Origin of the sequence: Paenibacillus sp. FSL R5-0766 (genome assembly GCF_037971845.1) — a bacterium.
Lineage (GTDB): Bacteria > Bacillota > Bacilli > Paenibacillales > Paenibacillaceae > Paenibacillus.
Map to the genome: position 1 here is coordinate 5,554,646 of NZ_CP150227.1, position 21,789 is coordinate 5,576,434.

Here is a 21,789-nt window from a genome sequence, read left to right on the forward strand (position 1 = left end):
TACCAAATGTAGACAATAACAGCCCATACTCATCGTGTATTCAACATTACATCCTGCATATATAAAACGCCTTGCAATGGCTGCAAGGCGTTTTTGGTGTTTCTTTCTATATATATGAATGAATTTCTTAATGTGGCAAATCGATCTCAAAAATGAACACACCATACGCGGGCATGTTGATCTCATTCTGAAGTGTTGTACCTGACAGTAACTCTTTTGCTTGCTTCTTAAGCTTGATAGCCACTTGTTGATCCGAGTAGTTCAGTAAAAATACATAAGCTTTATCCTTACCGGAACGGATACCAAGCTCAACTTCGGAAGGTACCTCTACCAGGTCACCTACAGGTGAAGATAGCCCTATTTCATCCAGGAGAGCATCTACGACCGGTTCATTGTAAGCCGCCCCATAATACCATACTTGCCCCTGACCTACCACACGTTTGGTCAATGCAGGACTACCTGCATAATATTCGGATGTATACTCAGCCACAACCTGTACGTCAGCATGCTCCACATGAAGAACTTCATTAAATCCGGCCGTTGACGTACCCTCCCGAAGTCGCTCACTCCCCCCACTCCATTGCAGTTTGGCTGCGGGAATGGTTCCTTTGATTAAGGTAAAGTCCTCTACGGTTACACCACATAACTCAGCGACAGCCCCAGGGAACGGTCTCATATAACAATGCCCCTTGAGATCCTTATATCCGGTGCGCGCACCGAAAAACAGGGTTCCCCCTTGACTGACATAGGCTTGCAGAAGTTCTGCTGTCTCGTCTGTCATGATGGCCGGATGAGCATAGATGATCACCTTATATTCGGATAACTCCTCCAGTGTTGTCGTTGGTTGCAGTGTAACCATGTCCGTCGGAATATGACGATACTGGAGCTGTTTATACCAGGAGCGTACACTCTGTTGCTGAAGCGGGCCGTGCCACTCGTCCAACTCTCCGTCCCAGATGTTATCGTAATCCTGTAGGATCGCAACATCGGCTTGATATGTAGTGCCCGCAATAACACGCCCGATCTTGGCAAACTCTTCCCCTACTTGTGCAACCTCGCGTACTCTTCTGTTGGGTTGATTATGGTAATCATTGATGCCATGCCAGTACATCTCGGTGCCAAATGTTGCCGTCCGCCAGCGGAAGTAGACGAGCAGATCTGTTCCGTGAAGAACAGATTGATATGACCATAATCGGATCTGCCCCGGTCTCGGAGTTCCCATGCCTATACTGTCGACCCAGCCTCCCGGCCCAGACTGTTGTTCCATGACGCAGAAGTTCGGTGACATATTGCGTACGTTGGACAGTTTCATGCTCCAGGCCCGATCTTGTAATGAGTTATCGTCTGTCCCTGGGAAGATCGTGGCAAACTGCGGATACGAATCATAGGAGAAGAAATCCAATAAATCCTCTGTCATTTCATGATTATCCAAGTGTCCAAACGTACCGTTTGTTGTGATCCAATGTTCCGGGTCCAGTTCGCGAATGATGTCCACCTGAAGCTTGGCAAATGAAATGGCATTGGCGGAGATGAATCTCTTTTCATCTAGTGCCAAATGAGGATTTGGCGATTGGCTGACCATATTTCGGGTAAGGTGAACTTGCTCCCAGTCAGTATAGGTCTGACTCCAGAAAACGGTTCCCCATGCTTGGTTCAGGTTCTCCAACGATTCATAACGATCCTTTAACCATTCACGGAAGGCGACATGGTCAGCCTCAGCATAGAAAACATCCATATGACAATTGAATTCGTTATCGATCTGCCAGCCAATAAGAGCCGGATGATCTTTATAGGCAATCACCATATTGCGCACGATTTTCTCACATTTCTGTCTGTAGATTGGGCTGCTGTAATTGGTATGACGCCGCATACCGTGTTGATACAACACCCCGTCCTTATTTGCGTTTAATACTTCAGGATATTTGGATGTTAACCATGCTGGTGGAGTTGCAGTAGGTGTTCCTAAAATAACACTTAAACCGTATTGATGCGCCAGATCCAATGCCTTCTGGAAAAAACTAAAATCGAACTGACCTTCTTCCGGTTCAAAGATGGACCATGCAAATTCAGCCATCCGAATAACTGTGATATTCATCTCTTTCATTCTACGGAAATCGTCCTCCCACAACGCTTCCGACCAGTGCTCAGGGTAATAACAGACCCCCATTTTTAATTCATCCATTTGGATTGATTTTGCCACCTTTAATTGCCCCCTTAACCTGCCATATTGCCTCCATTCTATTGGAACCTTCACATATAATAAATGACAAGATTATGCGACTTATAATAAAATATTGTCATTGCTGAATATTCAAATAACAGTGGGATGAATCCATTTCAGTTCACTACATAAAAATATTGCGTTCAAACGGAGGATGCACGTGAAAGAACACATCTTTCTCCCCAAGCCGATTTTTCCCAGACATGTATGCTTTCCCGATTTTATTGGAGGATACAGTGACTTTCCGAAACATCGTGTACATCGAGAATATGGCACAACCGAAATCAACTTGGATCAATGCTACAATTTGCACCTTGTCCTGGACGGTAAAGGATTCCTGGATACGGGAACCACTTGTTATGAGCTAACACGAGGGCAGGGATTCCTCTATGGTCCCGGTCTCAGACAAACCTACTACTCAGATTTGGATGATCCTTGGAGTATTCGTTGGATTCACTTCTACGGAATTCGTCTCGAAGAACTGTTAAATGGAAAAGGCGTTGACGAGCCCTGGCTATTTCAATGTTCCAACTTCCCGGTGGTTACCGCGCTCATGGATCGATTACTGGAGCTCGGCAGAGGCTATCAGGTGGAGGACGAGCACAGTGTGGCAGCTACACTATATGAACTTCTGACCCGATTGCAATCCGCAGCGAGCCAAATTAATGTTTCGCTCAATCACACTTCAGAGCGAATTCGTGAAGCAGGGAATTATATTCGTTCCCATAGTAACGAGCACATTACACTAGACCATGCTGCCGGGATTGCCGGATACAGTACAACATACTTTAGCCGAAAATTCAGTCAGACGTTTGGAATCTCTTTCCCGGAATTCCTCTTGGAATCCAGGTTATTGCATGCGAAACAGCTGCTCGCAACAACCAATCTTTCCATTAAACAAATCACACTGGAAACGGGATTTTCACAGTCAAGTTACTTCATCCGATGTTTTAAAACCCAAGAAAACGTAACACCTATGCAATTTCGAATGATGCACAATCATTCGTTATAGGCATGGCACGTATTTCTTGATCAAGACGACGTAAAAGAAGACTCTGCATACAACATGCAGAGTCTTCTTCGGTCATTTTTATAAATGCTCATTCGTATCTTCGTCCTCGTCAGCCTTATATTCCAATATATCTCCAGGCTGACAATCCAGTGCTTTACAGATGGCATCCAGAGTGGATAAACGGATCGCTTTGGCTTTTCCTGTTTTTAATATGGAAATATTGGCGATCGTGATCTCAACTCTCTCGGCAAGCTCGGTAACTGTCATTTTCCGCTTTGCCAACATCACATCAATATTGATTATAATGGCCATATATTCACCTCAGACCACTAGGTCATTTTCTGATTTGATATCAATCGCTTCCTGTAACAATCTTTGGAGCACAGCGGAAAATACTGCAATGACCAATGAAGCAAAAACAGGAACCATCCCCATAAGAATGAGGCCTGGGGCATCATCTTTCTCTGCGACAACATAAACAAATGGCAACATCACAAAATAGAGACTACTGATTACAATAGCACAATATTTTATTGTTTTTAAGGATTTCACCGACATTAGAGAGAATGCTTCATTTTTGTCGATGTAACTTAGCAGACGGAATGCCTGGTACAGTGCAACAATAAACGGAATAACGGACACATACATAATAATCACTATGGGGTATAGTGCACCTGCATAATTCGGATTCACTGGATTGTTCGCTAACCAGGGTATGCCGAATATACACAAGGCAAGAATGGGAACACCAATAAGCAACACAGCCAATTTTAAAAAGAGGGTCGTACCTCGCTTCACAAAAAGCACCTCACTTGTTTTAAGTGATATGAATTTATCACATCATTTATCGTTTTACAATAAATTTTTATTGCAAAACAGATTTTATTTATTTTTTTGTCCATTAAAGAAGGAAGATCAAAAGATCGTCCCCACTTTGCATCAGTGATCCTTGGACACAAAAAAAGCCCAAAGATAGCCACTGAATGTGGTTATCTTTGAACTCGCTCACGTACGCCAGAACAGTCCAGCTTCATCCCGTTCCACCTGTTCAAGCACATTCTCAAAATCGGAACAAGGTGTAATAACATCTACCGGATTCCAGCTGCTATGTTCATCTCTGGCATACACTTTCCACTGATTTTCTTCCCAGTAAAATCGGGCAATATGCATCTTGTCCCATTGATACCGTTCCTCGGCGGGTCTTTCTTCGGTCAAGATTAATTCATTGTCATTCATCTCATATGTCAACTTCACCATCGTACGCAGTGGCGCAGGTACCTTCTCGTGAATATATCCGTTCATTACCGACTGAATTCTTCGTAACGTAAACGAGTCCAGCATGAACATGCACATCCTTTCAGCAAAATACCACCCTTTGATCATTTTACCAACTGGATTTTGTTACCCCAGGAATCTGACCTTGATGAGCCAGTTCTCTGAACTTAATTCGAGATACCTTGAACTTGCGTAGATAACCCCGCGGGCGACCTGTCACTTCACAACGGTTCTTCAAACGAGTTGGAGATGCATTCCGTGGCAATTTCTGCAATGCTTCATAATCCCCTTTTTCCTTCAGCTCCCGGCGCAGGTCCGCATATTTTGCCACGATCGCCTGACGTTGCTTCTCACGTACCACTTTAGATTTTTTAGCCATGAATGACAGCTCCTTATTGATTGAATTTATGTTTATTTATCTATATAAATTGAACTAAAGAATATTTACACTGCACACTCCGATGACAGAACAACCTTCCGATCGCTGTTATCCCCAGATTTTTTTGATTCCTTTTACAAAGGGTAAATCCGGGGATAAAGGCGAACGCTCCGCTTCTTCAGGTTCTTTCTGTCCTCTCCGTTTTGTGTAAATGTTATTTCAATTTATATAGATGTGCTTATACAACGCTACTCCCAATGCAAACATCAACTTCCGAATTATACGCCTTCCACAGGCCATGGCAGCGGATTGTCGAAATGACCCCAATCGGCTAACATTTCTTCATCACTAAGCAGGCACTGGTCCAGCTCGTCTTCAATGTTCTCACGCTCCATTTCGATCCCAATCATGACAAGCTCCGTCTGACGATCTCCCCACTGGGCATCCCATTTCTCCAGAACATCCGGCTCGTTACGTAAAATCTCTTCTTTGTCCGCTTCCGGCAACGCCGCGACCCAATGTCCCGCAGGACCAAACTGAATGGATGGCCCTGCCTGACTGAGGCTTGCAGCAACATCCCCTTCAGCCGCGAGCCATACCAAACCTTTGGCACGTACCACTTCTTCCGGCCAGTAACTCATGAACTCAGCCAGACGGGAAGGATGGAATGGCTTTCTGCGACGATAAACGAAGGAACCAATGCCATACTCCTCCGTTTCCGGTGTGTGCGACTCCTTCTCCAGTTCCTGAATCCATCCAGCGGACATGCTCACTTTCTCAAAATCAAAGCGGCCTGTATTCAGAATCTCAGACGGATTCACCTGTCCATTCTCAGTCCGAATGATCTTGGCGTTAGACTGTAACTTGCGGATGATGCCTTCCAGCTTGTTAAGCTCGGTGTCATCGACCAGATCACATTTGTTCAGTAGCAGCACATCACAGGTTTCGATCTGATCGATCAACAAGTCTACGACGTCACGGGTGTCCTCATCTCCAGTTGCCTGATTACGATCCAGAAGACTCTGTCCTGATCCAAAATCATGCCAGAATCGATTGGCATCCACCACCGTTACCAGACAATCCAATCGGGCCAGGCGAGTCAGATCAATACCCGACTCCTCATCGGCGTATGTAAAGGTCTGTGCAACTGGAACAGGTTCACTGATGCCCGTGGATTCGATCAAAATATAGTCATACTTGCCTTCGTTCACCAACTTCTCAATCTCTTGCATCAGATCATCACGCAAGGTGCAGCAGATACAACCGTTCGACAACTCCACCAACTTCTCTTCGGTTCGAGACAAGGTTGCCTCCCCCTTGACCAGTGCAGCATCAATGTTCACCTCACTCATGTCGTTGACAATCACCGCAACTTTGAGCCCCTGTCTGTTGTTCAACACATGATTCAAAACCGTTGTTTTCCCTGAACCGAGGTAACCACTCAGTACGGTTACCGGAACTTGCTTTTGTGTCATAGAAATCTACTCCTTATATGTGCAGTCTGTGTAATCCAGACCTTAATAGTAATTATTACGATTAACAACATTGACTATAATCCTGTTTCACGGTCGTTGTCAAACTATTTTTGATTTCAACCTGCAAAAAAACAAAAAAAGGCTGATGACCAGCCCTTGCACTTTCGCATCCTGAGGATACGTTTTGGCAAGAAGTGAGTCATAAACCTCCTCTGTAAATGTTCTTTAGTTCAATTTATATAGCCACCCCAGATCTGGCCTTATTGCCCGCTTCCATCCGTTGCCTGAACACCAACACCAGAAACATCGCTGCAATAGACAGCAACGTGCAGATCATAAACATGGTCGAATACGAACTCACCTGTACAATGAATCCCATCGCCAGTCCTCCCAGAGAGAATCCAAGGTCATACGAGGACATGAAAATCCCCATGAGTACATATCTGGAATCCGCAGGCAGCACAAAAGACAGATATGTGGTTAATGTCGGGTACAACAGTGCCAGGGCAAAACCGCTGAACACCGCGGAGAGATACACCAATGGCCCGATGATCTCCATCAGACTGAGCAACTGGGTTCCCAGTGCAGCACACAACATTAAGCCTGCCATCAGCCAGGTATTCCAGCTACCATCAGACGGAATTTTTTTACGTAAAATAAACCTGCACAGGATCACAACCAATCCCTGAATCGTCAGAAATATGCCTGCACTCGCCATTCCGGTGGATACCATATACAGGGGAAGAAAGGTCGCTGTTGCCCCAAAGACGCAGGACGCAAACAACATCACTACACTGCTAATCAGCAGTGGCGTACTACGCCAGATGCCGCCGAAGGAACGAAACATATCAACCAAGGTGTACGATTTGTTCTGTACGGTACTCCGCGGCAGATCCACATTATATCCAATCAGAAGTGGCAAAGCCGCCAGTCCAATCATCAGCAGCGTAAACGCCAGATCACTGGCATTTTCCCAGATTTGTATGGCGAGGATCGGAATGACCAGAGAAGGAACCATCGTAAACAGGGTGTACATGGACAGCCCTTGTGCCCGGTCCTTGTCCTCCAGCTTTTCCACAATGCCTGCCTGCATCGTCATGGAGAAAAAGGCCGTAGCTACCCCTTGGAGGGCTCGCAACCACAGATACGTCTCCACACCAAAAACAACAAATAACAGCAGCGTGCCCGCATGCAAAAGCAATAACCATTGCATCACTCGAAGTGGCCCATGCTTACCCAGCAACTGCGCTGCAAAAGGTCTCAAGAGCATACAGGTGAACATGTATGCCCCCATCATCAAACCAATCTCAGCCTGATTTAATCCAGCGGCCTCACTTCTCAGAGGCAGAATAATCGTCAAAGCTGAATTTGCCGCAAAAAATAAAAAGGCCAGCATATAAAACCGGATAAACGAAAAGGATACCGGATTTAATTTTCCATTGGATGTTGCCGTCATTGAAGCCTTCAAACGTTCGTCACCACTTTCTCTCCTGGCACTCAACTCACAGATGTACCTGTCACGGGTCTTCGCCGTTCATAGGCAAAAACGATCATTACCGCTCCTAGGATAGCACAGATCATGTACATAAATGAATAGGAAGAGAAGTCAGCGACGGGTCCCATAACGACACCGCCCAGAGAAACGCCCAGATCTGCCGTCGCTATAAATAATCCAATCAGCACATTTCGATTAAGCTGTGGCAACACAAAGGATAAATAGGTGGTTAACGTCGGATACAGGATAGATTGAGCTATTCCCATCAATATCGCCCCCACATAGAAAAAAACAGCTCCTCCTGTTATCGAAAAGCTTACACACAGCGCAGCCACTGCCAAAAGAAACATCGTTCCCATAATAAATGGAGCGTGCCATTTTCCGTCCGAAGGGATTTTTTTCCGAAGCATAATCCGGGCTAGCACTACGGTTCCTGCTTGAAGCATCAGATAGATACCCGCATTACCGCTTGGCAGTTGGCCGGCATATAAAGGAATAAAGGTCGTAACCGCTCCGAATACAACGGAGGCACTAAGCATCAATACACTACATTTGAACAGGAACGGATTTTTGACCAACTGACTAAAGGATTGGAATACGCCTACGTTCTGAGCAGGAACATTTTCGGCAGGCTGCTCCGTGCTCTTGTCCATTTTGGCGCTATATCCAAACACGCCTGTACAGATGGCAATACCAATCAGAACCACTGTAAAATAATCCATTCCTCCGGTCTGCCAAATTCCCAATGCAAGAACAGGACCCACAATGCCCGGTATATAGCTAAATAACGAATAATATGAAATGCCCTGGGAACGATCTTTCTCCGGGAGGGCATCGATAATGCCGATCTGTAACGCCATGGAGAAGAAAGCGGTCGATACCCCTTGTAAAATACGAGCGACCAAATAGCCACCGAGTCCCGTAAACGTATATAAAATCAGGGCAAATCCGTTGACGATCAGGATAAAGCGTAATACTTTGATCGGCCCTTTTTTTTGAATGATATGACCTGCCCATGGCCTGAAAAACATCGTTGTAAACATGTAGGCTCCCATGATTAGCCCGATGGTTGTACTGCTGGCGCCCAGGGATTCCCCCTGCAAAGGGATAATTACATTGAGAATAGCATTTGCACTAAAATATAAAAGAACCAGTATGTACAAACGTAGAAAAGGCCAAGACATCGCTCCACTCACAATGGGTTTCCCCCTAAAATGTAATTAAATGCTTCAACAATTTCTTCGCATATTCGGATTGGACATCCTTGAGTTGCCCAATCGGGACCACTTCCTCAATCTGACCCTCTCTAAAAATAATGACCCGGTCGCAAATATAGGCTGCCGCCTGAATATCATGCGTGATAAACACATAACTCATCTTGTAGATTTCCTTTAATTGTTTTAACAATTGCAGCACCTGGATCTGAACAGACACATCCAGAGAACTGATGGCTTCATCCAATAAAATACATTTTGGTGCTGTGGAAATGGCTCTTGCAATACATACTCTCTGAGCCTCTCCTCCGGATAATTCATGAGGATATTTCCGTCTGTAGGACGGGTCCAATCCAACTTGATATAACAACTCATCAACCTTGCTTTGCATATTTTGCTGAACCTTTTTTTGAGCCTTCAAGGGCTCGATGATCGCTTCTTCAACGTTAAAGAACGGATTAATGGACGACGTATAATTTTGAAATACCGCACTGATGTTTCCCATTCTCACACTGCGATCCTTCACATTTTTCCCCTCAAACAAAATGGTTCCTCGGTCCGGCTTTTCAATGCCCAAGATCAACCGTCCCAAGGTGGACTTGCCACTTCCGCTTTCACCGATAATGCCCAAACATTCACCATGATAGCATTCAAATGCAACATTCTTCAGAACCCGCTGTCTTTGTTTGGAAAACAGCCCGCTCTGCCTATAGGATTTCTCAATGCCATCCACCTTCAGCACTTATAACCCCTCCTTGCATCAATTTCTTGAAATGGTTGCTCAGCTCCAGTCGGGTAGACACTAAATATTGGGTATATGCATGTTCCGGTTCTGAAAACACGGACTGAATATCTCCTCTTTCGACAATAGCTCCGTCCTTCATGACCATAACTTCGTCCGCAATTTTCTGCACCACACCGAGATCATGTGATATAAACATCATCGAACATCCCATGCGTTCGCGTAATTGAATCAATTGTTCAACGACCTCGTACTGAGAGATCGTATCCAGCGCCGTTGTCGGTTCATCCGCAATAATCATATCCGGCTCTAACACCAGTGCCAGCGCGATCATAATTCGCTGCAGCATCCCGCCAGACAGTTCGTGCGGGTATTGATTCAGGATGTCTTGCGGATTTTTCAACATGACGCTTTCCATGGCATTTTTTATTTTCCGCTCAATCTCCCGGGTATTCCAGCCAAAATGTTCCTGAAGTGTCTCCATGATATGAACACCAATCACACAGGAAGGATCAAATGCACTCATGCCATTTTGCAAAATCAGGCAGAGATTTCTTCCTCTTTTTTTTCTCATCTCTTTTTCAGTAAGCTGGTTCAGATTCTCACCTTTGAATAAAATGGTTCCAGATTGGTGAAGCCACGCTTTATTCAGTCGAATAATGGACCTGCACGTCACGGACTTGCCACTCCCGCTCTCTCCCACAATGGCCAGACAGCTTCCTTGCTTTACCTGAAATGAACTATCATGAATAATGACTTTGCCTGTACGCGTATCCCATACTTTCAAATTTTCAACCTCTACTATATTCATAAGCCGCTTGTCCCACCTCTTTCTTGCGAACTTTGCCTTGATAGGTCATTAATTTGGGATCCAAAGCAACCTGAAGTGCATCCGACAGAAAATTAAAAGCGGACACCACAATGACAATGGCCAAGCCAGGTGCCAACATTAATTCAGGTCTGGAGAACATGACCTCCCTTGCCTCGTTTAACATCATGCCCCATTCAGCATGGGGAGCCTGAATGCCAAGTCCGAGAAAGGAGAGCCCCGAGATCTGTAGCATCATCGAACACATGGAACCACTTGAGATCACCGCGATATCGGCAAATGTAACCGGAACAATGTGCTTGGTTATAATTTTCAGATTGGGCGTGCCAGAGGCTTTGGCAAATTTCACATAATCCATTTCGGAGAACTGCATCACAGAGGTGCGAATGACGCGGGCAAACCAGGCCCATTTCATGAATACAAAGGCAATTAAAATATTTTCCAGCCCTGCACCCAAAATGCCGACTACTGCCAAGGTCATGACATATCCAGGGAAGGACAGCATGATATCACAGATCCTCATAATCAAAGCATCTGTTTTCCCCTTAAAGTAACCAGCGATAAATCCGACAATAGCCCCAACAAAAACAGAGAAGCTCAATGCAACCAAGACCCATAAAACACTGGGACGAATACCGTAAATGAGCCTGGATAAAACACATCTGCCCAAGTGATCATTCCCTAACAGGTACTCCCAGGATGAAGATGCATATCGAAGCTTCATATTCACTGCCTCGGGGTCATGTGGTGCGAATAAAGGGGCAAATATACCAGCAACAATAGTGACCACGATAATCGCCAATGATGTAATAGCCAGCTTGTCTTTGCTCAAATTTTTCAATATTCTCATCAGATATCCTTTCTCAACCTGGGATTCATCGCAGCATTGATAATGTCCGAAAGTGTATTAAACAACACAAACGTTACCGCCAAAATCAAAACATATGCCTGAATAATCGGGAAATCCCTGCTTAGAATCGATCGCACGCTGAGTCTCCCGAGTCCCGGCCATGCAAACACATTTTCGATGACGACCGTGCTCCCGAGCACGATGGGGATCGCCATGCAAAATATTGACACCGCCACTTGCAGTGAGTTTCTTAAAATATGCAGGGTCACCTTTTTCTCGCTTAATCCGCTGGCTCTTCCATAGAGCACATAGTCCTCATTCAGATTGCTCAACATAGAACTTCGTACTGTTCTAAAATAAATGCCCGTGTAACTTACCGTAATCACAATAACCGGAAGGATATAACTTTTGTAGGAGTCCATCCCGCTGGTTGGCAACAGATCCAACTTGACAGAAAAGTACCAAATCATGATTGCCGCAAGCCAATAGGATGGCATCGCCGTGAGGAAAAAGGAGATGCCTCTTACCGATTTATCGATGACTTTCCCTTCTCTCATGGCACAGATCACGCCCAAAAGGATCGAGAACACAATAATAAAAATGGATGAGACCAGTGTTAACTTTAGCGTATTCAGAAAGGCCGGACCTACCATAGACCATACGGTTTCACCGGATACATAGGAATGGCCAAAGTCAAACTGCAATACGGCAATCATCCAGTTTATATACTGGATCATGAACGGTTTATCGAACCCTAATGCTTCATTGGTTTGGGCGATTAATTCATCTGTGATCTGGGGAACGTCCTGTGCCTGTAAGACCACTACGGCCGGGTCCAGAGGAGAGAGATTAATTAAAACAAACGTTATAAATGAAATAATGATCAGCAAAGGTATGGCCAGTAATATTCTTCTGACGATATAACTTCCCATATCCATCTCCTTTTCGGACAAATTCAAGTTTATTTACAAATAAAGGGGGGGATTACCCTCCCCCCTATTGATGTCATTCCTATTTAAAATTCATCTGCTCAAATGGCAATTCATATTGAGTCTGCTTGAATGAAATTCCGTCCAGACTTTGGGGAGCCACTACCGTGACACGCCCGTTGGTAAGAGGAATAAATACCGCTTCGTCATGAACGATTTTCATAATATCCGCATATAACGCTTTTCTTGTTTCTTCATTTGTTGACACCATGACTTCCTCAATTTTTTTATACAATTCCTCTGCTTGGGGAAGGCCGCTTGTCGTATGTTTATAAGATGCATCCGAAGTAAACGCAGAGATTGTGCTCTGTGGGTCGTACGCCAGTCCCCAGGTCTGATTGAATAATAGATCATACTCACCGGTTGATCTTCTGTTTGCGATGGAAGTGGACTCCTCCCCAACAATTTCCACTTGCATGCCTATTCCTTTTAACGAATTTTGGATAAATTCTGCCTGTGTTTTTTGGGAAGAGGAGTTGCTGTCATAATACAAGTTCATGGCTAGAGACTTACCATTTTTCGTTCTCACAGCTTCACCATTCGCCAGCGTCCAACCCGAATTCTCCAAAAGTTGTTTCGCGGTTTCCGGATCATAATTGCGCTTTTTCAGGTCGACATCCGCGTAATTTACGTTGGATGAGAACAAGCTGTCCGCTACCGTTTGCGTTCCATCAAAAATATCGTTACTGATGCTTTCCCGGTCGATGCCATACCATACAGCTTCACGAACAGCTTGATCTTGAACAGGGCTATCCATCTTGCTACTATTGGCTACGATCATGGCCGTATTCATAGGTTCACTTCGAACGATTTGATAATCGCCAGACTCAGCCAATTGATTCATCGCTTTAATATCAATGCTGTCTGCTCCCCGGTCATCGGTGAACACAAAGTTGATCTCTCCCTTTTGCAATGCCAGGAATGTTGTTTCTCCAGCAGGAAGAACCTTGGATGTGATTTTCTTAATTTCAGGTGCGCCACCCCAGTAGGCCTCATTCGCTTCAAAGGTAGCATTCTCGTCGATTTTATGTCCTGTAAGCTTGTAGGGCCCTGTCCCGTTGAAACCACTTACTCCGTCTTTGGTTCCACCATCCTTGAAATCCTTGGGTGATATGAAGACGTAAGGTCTTGTCATGGACAATTCCACCAGTGCCGGATAATAGGCTTCCGACAGCCTCAGCTCCACCGTATGCTCATCGATAACTTTTACACTCGTGATTTTGGTAGACAACTTAATCCATGCGTGTTTTTCGGCATTCGCCTGTACTGCATCGATATTTTGTTTAACCGCCTCTGCGTTGAACGGCTCTCCATCATGGAATTTCACATCTTGTCGCAGATGAAACGTATAGGTTTTGCCATCTTCTGAAATATCCCATGATTCAGCCAACAAAGGCTTGATACCATCAACCGTGTTTTCAACCAAAGACTCGTATACCATCCCTTGGGCAGGCATCGAGCCGGGATACAGATGGGGGTTCATATCATTAATATCTTTGGCAGAAGCATAGATAAGTTCTGTTTGTACCTGGCTATTGGCAGGCTCCGTTTGGGCGCTCTCTGTCTCTTTTGGGCTCTGTCCGCATCCGGCGAGCAGCGCAATGGCAGATACCAGCAATAGTATGGATGTAAAAGTAAGACCCTTTTTCACAATATTTCCTCCTGATGAGCAAATTAAATTCAAACTTTACACAAGACCACTACGTGGTCAGAACAACCTTCCGATCGCTGTTATCCCCAGATTTTTTTGATCTCTTTTCCAAAGAGAAAATCCGGTGATAAAGGCGAACGCTTCGCTTCTTCAGGTTCTTTCTGCCCCCTCCGTTACTGTGTAAAACAAAACTTAATTTGCATTATTTAAATGTAATTAGACCCTTGAAAGTCCGGTGCAGATCATGCGGATCTCCTTGTCAAAGGATTGGATCACAAAGGCGTCGGACAAGCGTTGATTCGGGTGTGCGTCAGCCACTACCTGAAGCTTCGCTTCATACCTGGCGATAAATTGATCAATGGTTGGACAGCTCACATCGAGATGTCTGGCTATGCCCTGAATGATTTTGATGCGGTAGTAATCTTCCTTGGGCATGCGGGGGATGTCCAGTTCCCCTTCGCGGTTCATGAACGTTTGACGGAATGGGACTGCTGAAAAGTCGAAATATTTCCCTTCCGAGTCGGGTTCCGAGAATGGATCAATCAATAATGAGGTGTATCGTATGTATAATAAATACTCTTGATGAATGACCTGCAGCTGATTGAAATTCTCGATATCCTGGCGTGATATACTCTCTAATCGAACCGGATAGTTGTCATCCGTCATGAACTGAAGCAGGTTGACTCCCTGAATATCAAGTCGGTCCGTAATATTCATAATCTCCTGCCACTGTGCCCGCATTTCCCGTATCAAAACTTGTGTAATCGGACCTTCAGGATACATTTTGTATACGTATTTCTGAATATCCGAAGCTCCAAAGATGGCCTCTAATGAGAAGTCATTCATGAACAAGGGGGGATGCACGTACAACGAGATATTTCTCGTTTCCGCCTCCAATGGAGATCGCATCACTTCCAGCACAACACCCAAACGCTCATACACTTGGCATAGCTTACTGACCTGTTCAGACGGGTAAAGAGTGGAACCGATATAGACCTTTTTCTTAACCCCTGTAGTAATCACATGATTCGACGGATGTTCGTGCATCCAACGGGTATCTCCAAGATAGGTAGAGAAACTGATCACTTCCGGCGCTGCATTCCGCTCTCTCATGTAATGGGTCACGAGTCGATTCGACCCGAACGTTGGAGAAACCAAAATGATACATTTCAGTTGTTTGATGAATTCATTTTTCATTTGTTCCATTACATCGATATAAGCATCGGTGGTAACCGCCAAAATGAGTGTGTCCCATTCCCCCTTAATGGTGTCATATCCCTTGAACACATGATCAACGACACATTCACCTTCGAGCGGTTGATGCTTCTCATTTTGAATGCTGACCTGAATACGCCCATTGCTCTGTTCGAGGGCTGAGAATACGGACGCTGAACGAACCGATTGTCTCCCTGCAATGCCTATACAGCAGTTGAGATGATCTTTGAGTGTTATCGCAAGCTGAATGGATGCAGGTCCGGTTCCGAGTATCAGAATTCGCTGAAGATTGCTCATATAAGCCTCCTATATTCAAAGTTCAATCTGTAATCCATTTGGACGCACTTGGATGCACTTGCATACCTATGCTTTTTGATACAACGCAATATCGAACACATCATCCGGGCGCAGGATCGTATCCACCAGCTTCCACTTGTTACTGTCCGTCTCTCTCATCGGATAATTGAACAAGGACTTCAGCTGATCACCGTATCTCATGGCTACAACCACCTGCGCATTCGTCAGGGCATGCAGTTGATCAAGCAGCTCATATTTAGGGGCCACCGTAGAGCTGAAAATGATATGGGTTGCTTCCCTTGTATAATCCAAATTCTCCAGCAATGTTGACTCCAAACGAATCTTCAAACCCGTGCCCAGCGTCTCCAGCACTTTTTGCCCGAGTGTAATGGACTCTTCATCAATATCGATCCCTACGACCTGTGCACCTGTTCGCTTGGCGATAAGTAATGGTGTCATGGGGAATGAACCGGAGCCTACCAGCAATACGTTGGATTCAGAGGTAACATGGAAACTGCCAAATTCTTTATCGATGCACTCTTCGATGTTTTTGAAATAATCGGCAATCTGCACATCCCCGTTCTCTAACTTCAATGCACGATATTTCTCCATGATCGCCACACACAGGGCTGATTTATTTCTTAATTCCCATACAAGCGTATCCAGCTCTTCGAGCTCCGACTGCTCTAACTGTTCCCAGGCTGCCTTATTCTCCGGATCGGTCACAAAGCGGGAGTAGTCATTGATCACAGCCTCCAGCTCTGAACTATGCTGAATCGTATGATCATACTTACTCGCGAGCTTATCGAATTTCTCTGCAAATTCACTCAAACATGTCTGAAAATGAACCAATGTGATCATTTCTTTTCCCCCTATACGTTGTCTCGATCATGTATCATGTACCTCATGCGTTTACAACGCTCCATTCTGCTGGAGCATCTATGAAGGCTTTGCCCTGAGCCACGATGCCAACCGATCCCTCAATCGTAATACTCCCAAGTTCTGCGCCATCCCACTGGGCTACCACTTTGATCGCACCACCGGGCTGCTTGATGTACTGCGTAATCTGCCTCTGCTGGCTCCATGCGAGATACGCTCCTACGGAGGCCGTACCCGAACCACACCCTCTTTCCCAGATCAGACTGTCCAGCTCCGGAACATAGATGAGTGGGGCCATTTCTTCCAAGTGTGATTGATATAACAAGATACCAATCAGCTTATCTCCCAGGGTTAGTCCCAGTAATCTTGCAAGGGTCTGTGCCCTCTTCTTCATCGTATCGTCGAAGTCATCAACTTCGATCACGATATGGATGAACTCAGCGTACCGGATGATCACCATATCGAGCTCCATGCCTTCATATCGGATTGTTCGTTGTTCGATCTGCTTCGGAATCGGCATGGTTACCTGACAGTCGTATTCGTTCTGCTGCTTCTTCACATGGCACATGATCAATTGGTCGGTTCCGGAAACCTCCAACATGATATCCATAGATTCCTGATGTGCCAGTTCTGCTTCAGATGCGAGGTGTGCTGCAAGTGCCATACAGGCATTGCCACAGAACTCTCCTCCGGCCATTTCCAGATGAGAAGCGGCTTCCGGTCTCCTCGTTGGTTCAATGAATCCCACTTGCTCAGCATAAACGTTGTCATACGACATTAGGCGGGTAGCAATATGACTGTATTGCTCGGCTGCATGATCCGTTTTAACCAGAATCGTCATGTTTTGAGTGGGACTGAACTTGATAAAATCGATCTCCTGTTTCATCGCAGCGACTACTCCTGTTCTCCTTTTTTATCTAATAGTAATTATTACGATTAAACGTCGAGAAAAATATAGCACATCCTTTTGGAAAGCGTCAACAAATATTTCCATTTTAAAAAATAAAATTTCATAATACCTTTAGCTGCCCCTCCTGTAAGAAAACCCAAACAGAGCTGACGCTTATGCGCCAGCCCTAGCCATAACTACACCGTCTGATAAGATTCAACGAATCGTCGTTCCTACCTTGCTCTCACTTAAAAAAGGGAATACGAAAAACGGTTGCCGTCGAACGGAACCGTTTCGATCTGGATATGATCCAGTGATTAACTGTACTCATCACTCTTGATGTGCTTGCACATTGTGCAGTGCCCGTTCAGCCAGTGCTGCCAGAAGATGTGCTCCCAGCGGCAGAGCCCGTTCATCCACATCAAAGCCAGGGTGATGCCACTCATGCGGGCCAGAGGTGCCCAGGAAGAGGAACAGGCCGGGAACTTCTTTTTGATAAAAGGAAAAGTCCTCACCTGCTGGAGAAGGTAGCGGTCTAACACTATTCAATCCAATCTCACTTGCAACTTGATCCGCCGCAGATGCAAGAGATTCATCGTTGACCACAGCAGGAGGTCCCTGAATCCAGCGAACCGTAGCCCGTGTGCCATAAGCTGCTGCCACACCAGCGACTACCTGATTGAAACGCTCGCGAATCCGTGCACGCACTTTCTCATCAAAGGTACGCACTGTGCCATCGAGGATCGCTTCATCGGGAATGACGTTCCAGGCTGTACCGCTGTGGAGCTTGGTGACGCTGATTACGGCACTCTCCTGTGCTCCAACATTACGGCTCACAATCGCCTGTAGAGCCGTAACAATATGTGCGGCAACCACGATTGGATCAATGCCTGCTTCAGGCACGGCTGCGTGGGTGCCTACACCTTCCACTTTGACAACAAAACCGTCTGCTGCTGCCATCAATGCGCCTTCCCGAATGCCCACCGTACCTACCTGGAGATCAGGCTTGTTATGCAAACCAAATACGGCCCGAACATCGGTTAATGCGCCGCTCTGGATCACTTGCCGAGCACCCGTTGCTTTTTCCTCCGATGGCTGGAATATCAACCGTACTTTTCCCGGTAGAATGGACTCACGCTGTTTCAGTAATCGTGCAGCACCAATCAGAATTGCCGTGTGTGCGTCATGTCCGCAAGCGTGCATTTTTCCATCTACCTGGGAGGCAAATTCCAGCTTTGTCTCTTCCTGAATGGGCAGCGCATCAATATCTGCTCTTAGGGCAACCACAGGACCATCCCCTTGACCCACTTCAGCGACAAGCCCTGTCCGCAGCGCATATTCGTCTGCAATACGGACGCCTTCCTCTTCCAGCCAACTGCGAATGGCTGCCGTCGTCTCCCTTTCCTCGCCGGACAATTCCGGGTTACGATGCAGATGTCGCCGAATGGTGATTAAACGTTCCGCGAATTCTTCCGCCCGTTCACCGTAAAGTTCATACTCGGGGCCCTGTATTTGTTGCTCAGAATGCTGCTTGGGCTGTTCCAGATCACTTTTCATCACATGGCCTCCCATTCGTATATATTCGTTGCTATATTAACTGCCTAACTCTATAAGATTGCAACTTCCTGTTCCTTGGATTCCAGTGCAAATTCACTGAGTCCCTGCTCTGCCAGAATCTCACGCAACAATTCGAATGAACGAATTCGCTTGGTAAAGTCCCGTGTAGCTGTAGTCACAATGAACTCTTCTACAGCAAACTCCTGCTGGAACTTCAGCAGTGCCTGACCTACGCTTTCCTTCGTACCTCGGGTCACACTTGGCTCCAGAATCTCGATCCGATAGGTTTCGTTTGATTGACGGCCAAATTCTTCCGCCTGTTCCACAGAACCGACAGTGAGTACTTTCCCACTCTCCAGATGGATCTTCACCAGCATATGCTCGCTCGCAAGTCCTTCCGCTTCCTCCTCACTCTCGGCCACAATTAACGATATGGCTAGTGCAGCGTAGGGCTCCCGTCCTTGGGAACGATCAAATTGTTCACGATATACACGGATCGCTTGAAGCGCTACCTCTATATTACTTTTAATGAACAGTGAAAAGACATATGGGAGTCCCAGTTCCGCAGCCATACCTGCACTATCGACACTTGCTCCAAGTACGTACAGCTCCGCTGGAATATCCGACACAGGCGAAGCGCTGAGACCTGCAAGTGGATGTGATGGATCTTCAAGCGACTCATTGTGGATGTATCGTTTCACCTGAACAATTTTCTCTTGAAGAGATGCGGCTTCCTGAATACCTTCCTGCAACGCCTGTGTCGAACGTGGTAACCCGCCTGGTGCACGACCGATTCCCAGGTCAACTCTTCCTGGTCCGAGCGCTGCGAGGATATTGAAATTTTCGGCGACTTTGTATGGACTGTAATGCTGGAGCATTACTCCGCCGGACCCCAGCCGAATCCGCTTTGTATGCGCAAGCAAGTGGGAGATGAGTACCTCCGGGGAGGAACCTGCAACATGCCCTGAATCATGGTGCTCCGACACCCAGAATCGATGGAATCCAAGCTGCTCTGCCCGCTGTGCCAGCTCAATCGTATGTCGAAAAGCATCCACTGCCGTTTCCCCTTCATAGATCGGGGTCTGATCCAAAATGCCAACACGAATACTCATATCCTTCTCCTCCTTGATTGTGCTGAACCACTTTCTTGAATCACTATTAAGTTGAACTTGAGATGCTTCTTCAGATTGGTTCTGCACTCTCCGTTTTGGTGTAAAAGTCAGATTCAACCTTAGACGCTCTATAACTGCCGCAGCAGTTCCCCGAAGGGCTCTGCCAATGGCGAATATTCTTCTTTTAACGTGACGACGCTGATCTGCAACGATACACCTGCTACCTCATGTACCTGAATGGGGAACAACTCCTGATTCTGCACTTCCTTCTTCACCGTGAGTCCCGGGAGAAAGGCAATGCCTGCCCCTTGCATAACCAGTTTCTTCGCCGTCTCCGAATTATCGACATGATATGTAATATTCGGCGGATGTTCCAGCGAGTCGAAAGCCCGGTGAATGCGAAGCCAGTCCAGTGAACCACATTCAAAAAAGACCAGTTGCTCATTCCGGATGGCTTCCATGCTGACATGTCCGCTCTCAATGAATGGATGCCCTTTGTACACATAGAGCTGGATCGGATCTTCATAAAAAGCAACCGTACGGATCGCAGGATGCATGACCTTGCGCACAAAAGCAAGATCGATCTCCTGACCAAGCAGTTTGGCAATCAGCTGATCCGTCGTTGCTGTCGTCAGTTTGATGTTAATTTCGGGGTAAGCTTCCTTGATCTTGGGTAGAAAATCGGGAATGACATAGTTGGATACCGATACTGTACTACCGAGCCGAAGAGCATCCGGTGTTGTCCGGCGCTGCTGAATCTTCTGCTTGCCCTTCTGAATCACTTGCAGCACTTGCTGCGCATATGGCAGGAATTTCCGACCTTCCTCTGTCAGCACAATTTGTTTGCCAAGCCGATCAAACAACTTGCAGCCCAGCTCCCTTTCCAGTGACTGAATGCGAGCTGTGACCGAAGGTTGGGACAAGAAGAGTACTTCGGCAGCCTTATTGAAGCTTCCATAATGATTGATATATACAAATGCTTCAATATTCTCGATATTCATGAGCGCCTCCGTATCCACGTCCGCAGACGTTTGATCTTATATTGATTTATCCAATATATTTACTTGGTTTTACGATATCGTAATCCCATCCTTTTCCAGTGTCAATATCAATTCATCCAGTGAGCGATCTAGACGTGTAGTAATATCCGCCGAGAGCACAAATTCCCCATCATCCAGTCGTTCGATTCCCTGATCCACAGCATATACGCCACCCAAGATATGTCTTCCACCAAGGGCTGCCAGAACAGGCTTCAATGCATAATCAATCGCGAGTAGATGAGCAATAGAGCCACCGATAACGAGTGGAAGTGTCAACTTACCCCGTAGCCCCTCTTGCGGAATCAGATCCAGGAACAGCTTGAGTACTCCCGAGTACGATGCCTTGTATACCGGTGTAGCCACAATAACTGCATCCGCCGCTTCCACGACAGCAAGTGCATCACGAATGAATGAGCTGTCAAACCGGGCTTGCACCAGATCGTCAGCGGGCAGATCCACAACATGAATGACTTCAACGGTGATGCCTGCCTCCGTTAATTTTTGGCTGCTGTAATCCGTCAGACCTGTCAAACGCGAACGTTTGGATGGTGATCCTGCAATAATGACAACATGTGACATGAATTTCTCCTCCTCAAGCGTAAACGGCTGTCGCCGTCCTCTGGTGGCACAGCTACCGTTTCGCAGTGAAATATAAAAATGGATAGGGT

Annotated in this window: 21 protein-coding genes; 1 reads left to right on the plus strand and 20 read right to left on the minus strand. The window is 46.1% G+C overall.

Going from position 1 to position 21,789, the window contains the following annotated elements:
• Window positions 1–127: 127 nt before the first annotated feature.
• The gene (locus MKY66_RS24110; RefSeq protein WP_076211197.1) at window positions 128–2,200 is read right to left on the minus strand and encodes a beta-galactosidase; all 2,073 of its coding nucleotides are present in this window, start codon (window positions 2,198–2,200) and stop codon (window positions 128–130) included.
• A gap of 175 nt (window positions 2,201–2,375) precedes the next feature.
• Between MKY66_RS24110 and MKY66_RS24115 the strand changes: the two genes are divergently transcribed.
• Window positions 2,376–3,233: an AraC family transcriptional regulator gene (locus MKY66_RS24115; protein ID WP_076211195.1), complete on the plus strand. Its 858-nt coding sequence runs from the start codon at window positions 2,376–2,378 to the stop codon at window positions 3,231–3,233.
• Window positions 3,234–3,311: 78 nt separating this feature from the next.
• Here MKY66_RS24115 and MKY66_RS24120 read toward each other — a convergent pair whose 3' ends face one another.
• The 19 genes from MKY66_RS24120 to ssuE all read right to left on the minus strand — a co-directional run bounded on the left by MKY66_RS24120 (window position 3,312) and on the right by ssuE (window position 21,700).
• Complete coding sequence (locus MKY66_RS24120; protein WP_076211193.1) at window positions 3,312–3,545, minus strand: helix-turn-helix transcriptional regulator; 234 nt, start codon at window positions 3,543–3,545, stop codon at window positions 3,312–3,314.
• A gap of 9 nt (window positions 3,546–3,554) precedes the next feature.
• Complete coding sequence (locus MKY66_RS24125) at window positions 3,555–4,031, minus strand: DUF2975 domain-containing protein (protein WP_076211191.1); 477 nt, start codon at window positions 4,029–4,031, stop codon at window positions 3,555–3,557.
• A 207-nt stretch (window positions 4,032–4,238) separates the two neighbouring features.
• Window positions 4,239–4,574, minus strand: a complete 336-nt coding sequence (locus MKY66_RS24130; protein ID WP_179088522.1) for a DUF3024 domain-containing protein — start codon at window positions 4,572–4,574, stop codon at window positions 4,239–4,241.
• A 43-nt stretch (window positions 4,575–4,617) separates the two neighbouring features.
• Window positions 4,618–4,887, minus strand: coding sequence for a 30S ribosomal protein S14 (gene rpsN / locus MKY66_RS24135; RefSeq protein WP_036605831.1), 270 nt, complete (start codon window positions 4,885–4,887; stop codon window positions 4,618–4,620).
• Between the two features lie 278 nt (window positions 4,888–5,165).
• A complete protein-coding gene (locus MKY66_RS24140) occupies window positions 5,166–6,362 on the minus strand; it encodes a GTP-binding protein (protein WP_076211188.1) in 1,197 nt (398 codons plus the stop codon).
• A 235-nt stretch (window positions 6,363–6,597) separates the two neighbouring features.
• Complete coding sequence (locus MKY66_RS24145) at window positions 6,598–7,863, minus strand: MFS transporter (RefSeq protein WP_305956059.1); 1,266 nt, start codon at window positions 7,861–7,863, stop codon at window positions 6,598–6,600.
• A complete protein-coding gene (locus MKY66_RS24150; protein WP_076211183.1) occupies window positions 7,860–9,053 on the minus strand; it encodes an MFS transporter in 1,194 nt (397 codons plus the stop codon). The genes MKY66_RS24145 and MKY66_RS24150 overlap by 4 nt, the downstream gene beginning before the upstream one ends.
• A 13-nt stretch (window positions 9,054–9,066) precedes the next feature.
• Entirely contained in the window at window positions 9,067–9,813 is a 747-nt protein-coding gene (locus MKY66_RS24155; RefSeq protein ID WP_076211181.1) for an ABC transporter ATP-binding protein, read from the minus strand.
• The gene (locus MKY66_RS24160; RefSeq protein ID WP_076211179.1) at window positions 9,791–10,624 is read right to left on the minus strand and encodes an ABC transporter ATP-binding protein; all 834 of its coding nucleotides are present in this window, start codon (window positions 10,622–10,624) and stop codon (window positions 9,791–9,793) included. The genes MKY66_RS24155 and MKY66_RS24160 overlap by 23 nt, the downstream gene beginning before the upstream one ends.
• A complete protein-coding gene (opp1C, locus tag MKY66_RS24165; protein ID WP_076211177.1) occupies window positions 10,605–11,492 on the minus strand; it encodes a nickel/cobalt ABC transporter permease in 888 nt (295 codons plus the stop codon). The genes MKY66_RS24160 and opp1C overlap by 20 nt, the downstream gene beginning before the upstream one ends.
• Window positions 11,492–12,424 (minus strand): nickel/cobalt ABC transporter permease, encoded by a 933-nt coding sequence (gene opp1B / locus MKY66_RS24170; protein WP_076211175.1) that lies wholly within the window; start codon window positions 12,422–12,424, stop codon window positions 11,492–11,494. Before opp1B ends, opp1C begins: the two co-directional genes overlap by 1 nt.
• 79 nt (window positions 12,425–12,503) lie before the next feature.
• The gene (gene nikA / locus MKY66_RS24175; protein WP_076211173.1) at window positions 12,504–14,132 is read right to left on the minus strand and encodes a nickel ABC transporter substrate-binding protein; all 1,629 of its coding nucleotides are present in this window, start codon (window positions 14,130–14,132) and stop codon (window positions 12,504–12,506) included.
• Between the two features lie 216 nt (window positions 14,133–14,348).
• Window positions 14,349–15,644: an opine metallophore biosynthesis dehydrogenase gene (locus MKY66_RS24180; protein ID WP_076211171.1), complete on the minus strand. Its 1,296-nt coding sequence runs from the start codon at window positions 15,642–15,644 to the stop codon at window positions 14,349–14,351.
• Window positions 15,645–15,710: 66 nt separating this feature from the next.
• A complete protein-coding gene (locus tag MKY66_RS24185) occupies window positions 15,711–16,505 on the minus strand; it encodes an SAM-dependent methyltransferase (protein WP_076211169.1) in 795 nt (264 codons plus the stop codon).
• A 43-nt stretch (window positions 16,506–16,548) separates the two neighbouring features.
• Complete coding sequence (locus MKY66_RS24190; protein ID WP_076211167.1) at window positions 16,549–17,409, minus strand: diaminopimelate epimerase; 861 nt, start codon at window positions 17,407–17,409, stop codon at window positions 16,549–16,551.
• 333 nt (window positions 17,410–17,742) lie between these two features.
• Window positions 17,743–18,969 carry an amidohydrolase gene (locus MKY66_RS24195; protein WP_256704229.1) on the minus strand — a complete coding sequence of 409 codons (1,227 nt, stop codon included), beginning with the start codon at window positions 18,967–18,969 and terminating at the stop codon, window positions 17,743–17,745.
• A 50-nt stretch (window positions 18,970–19,019) separates the two neighbouring features.
• Window positions 19,020–20,081, minus strand: a complete 1,062-nt coding sequence (locus tag MKY66_RS24200) for an LLM class flavin-dependent oxidoreductase (RefSeq protein WP_076211164.1) — start codon at window positions 20,079–20,081, stop codon at window positions 19,020–19,022.
• Between the two features lie 128 nt (window positions 20,082–20,209).
• The gene (locus MKY66_RS24205; protein ID WP_076211161.1) at window positions 20,210–21,082 is read right to left on the minus strand and encodes a LysR family transcriptional regulator; all 873 of its coding nucleotides are present in this window, start codon (window positions 21,080–21,082) and stop codon (window positions 20,210–20,212) included.
• Window positions 21,083–21,151: 69 nt separating this feature from the next.
• Window positions 21,152–21,700, minus strand: a complete 549-nt coding sequence (ssuE, locus tag MKY66_RS24210) for an NADPH-dependent FMN reductase (protein WP_076211159.1) — start codon at window positions 21,698–21,700, stop codon at window positions 21,152–21,154.
• Window positions 21,701–21,789: the final 89 nt, after the last annotated feature.

Coding starts and splice junctions, on each gene's coding strand:
- MKY66_RS24115 (WP_076211195.1), top strand. CDS start 2,376: ATGCACGTGAAAGAACACATCTTTCTCCCCAAGCCGATTTTTCCCAGA.
- MKY66_RS24120 (WP_076211193.1), bottom strand. CDS start 3,545: ATGGCCATTATAATCAATATTGATGTGATGTTGGCAAAGCGGAAAATG.
- MKY66_RS24130 (WP_179088522.1), bottom strand. CDS start 4,574: ATGCTGGACTCGTTTACGTTACGAAGAATTCAGTCGGTAATGAACGGA.
- rpsN (WP_036605831.1), bottom strand. CDS start 4,887: ATGGCTAAAAAATCTAAAGTGGTACGTGAGAAGCAACGTCAGGCGATC.
- MKY66_RS24140 (WP_076211188.1), bottom strand. CDS start 6,362: ATGACACAAAAGCAAGTTCCGGTAACCGTACTGAGTGGTTACCTCGGT.
- MKY66_RS24160 (WP_076211179.1), bottom strand. CDS start 10,624: ATGAATATAGTAGAGGTTGAAAATTTGAAAGTATGGGATACGCGTACA.
- opp1C (WP_076211177.1), bottom strand. CDS start 11,492: ATGAGAATATTGAAAAATTTGAGCAAAGACAAGCTGGCTATTACATCA.
- opp1B (WP_076211175.1), bottom strand. CDS start 12,424: ATGGGAAGTTATATCGTCAGAAGAATATTACTGGCCATACCTTTGCTG.
- MKY66_RS24180 (WP_076211171.1), bottom strand. CDS start 15,644: ATGAGCAATCTTCAGCGAATTCTGATACTCGGAACCGGACCTGCATCC.
- MKY66_RS24185 (WP_076211169.1), bottom strand. CDS start 16,505: ATGATCACATTGGTTCATTTTCAGACATGTTTGAGTGAATTTGCAGAG.
- MKY66_RS24190 (WP_076211167.1), bottom strand. CDS start 17,409: ATGAAACAGGAGATCGATTTTATCAAGTTCAGTCCCACTCAAAACATG.
- MKY66_RS24195 (WP_256704229.1), bottom strand. CDS start 18,969: ATGAAAAGTGATCTGGAACAGCCCAAGCAGCATTCTGAGCAACAAATA.
- MKY66_RS24200 (WP_076211164.1), bottom strand. CDS start 20,081: ATGAGTATTCGTGTTGGCATTTTGGATCAGACCCCGATCTATGAAGGG.
- MKY66_RS24205 (WP_076211161.1), bottom strand. CDS start 21,082: ATGAATATCGAGAATATTGAAGCATTTGTATATATCAATCATTATGGA.
- ssuE (WP_076211159.1), bottom strand. CDS start 21,700: ATGTCACATGTTGTCATTATTGCAGGATCACCATCCAAACGTTCGCGT.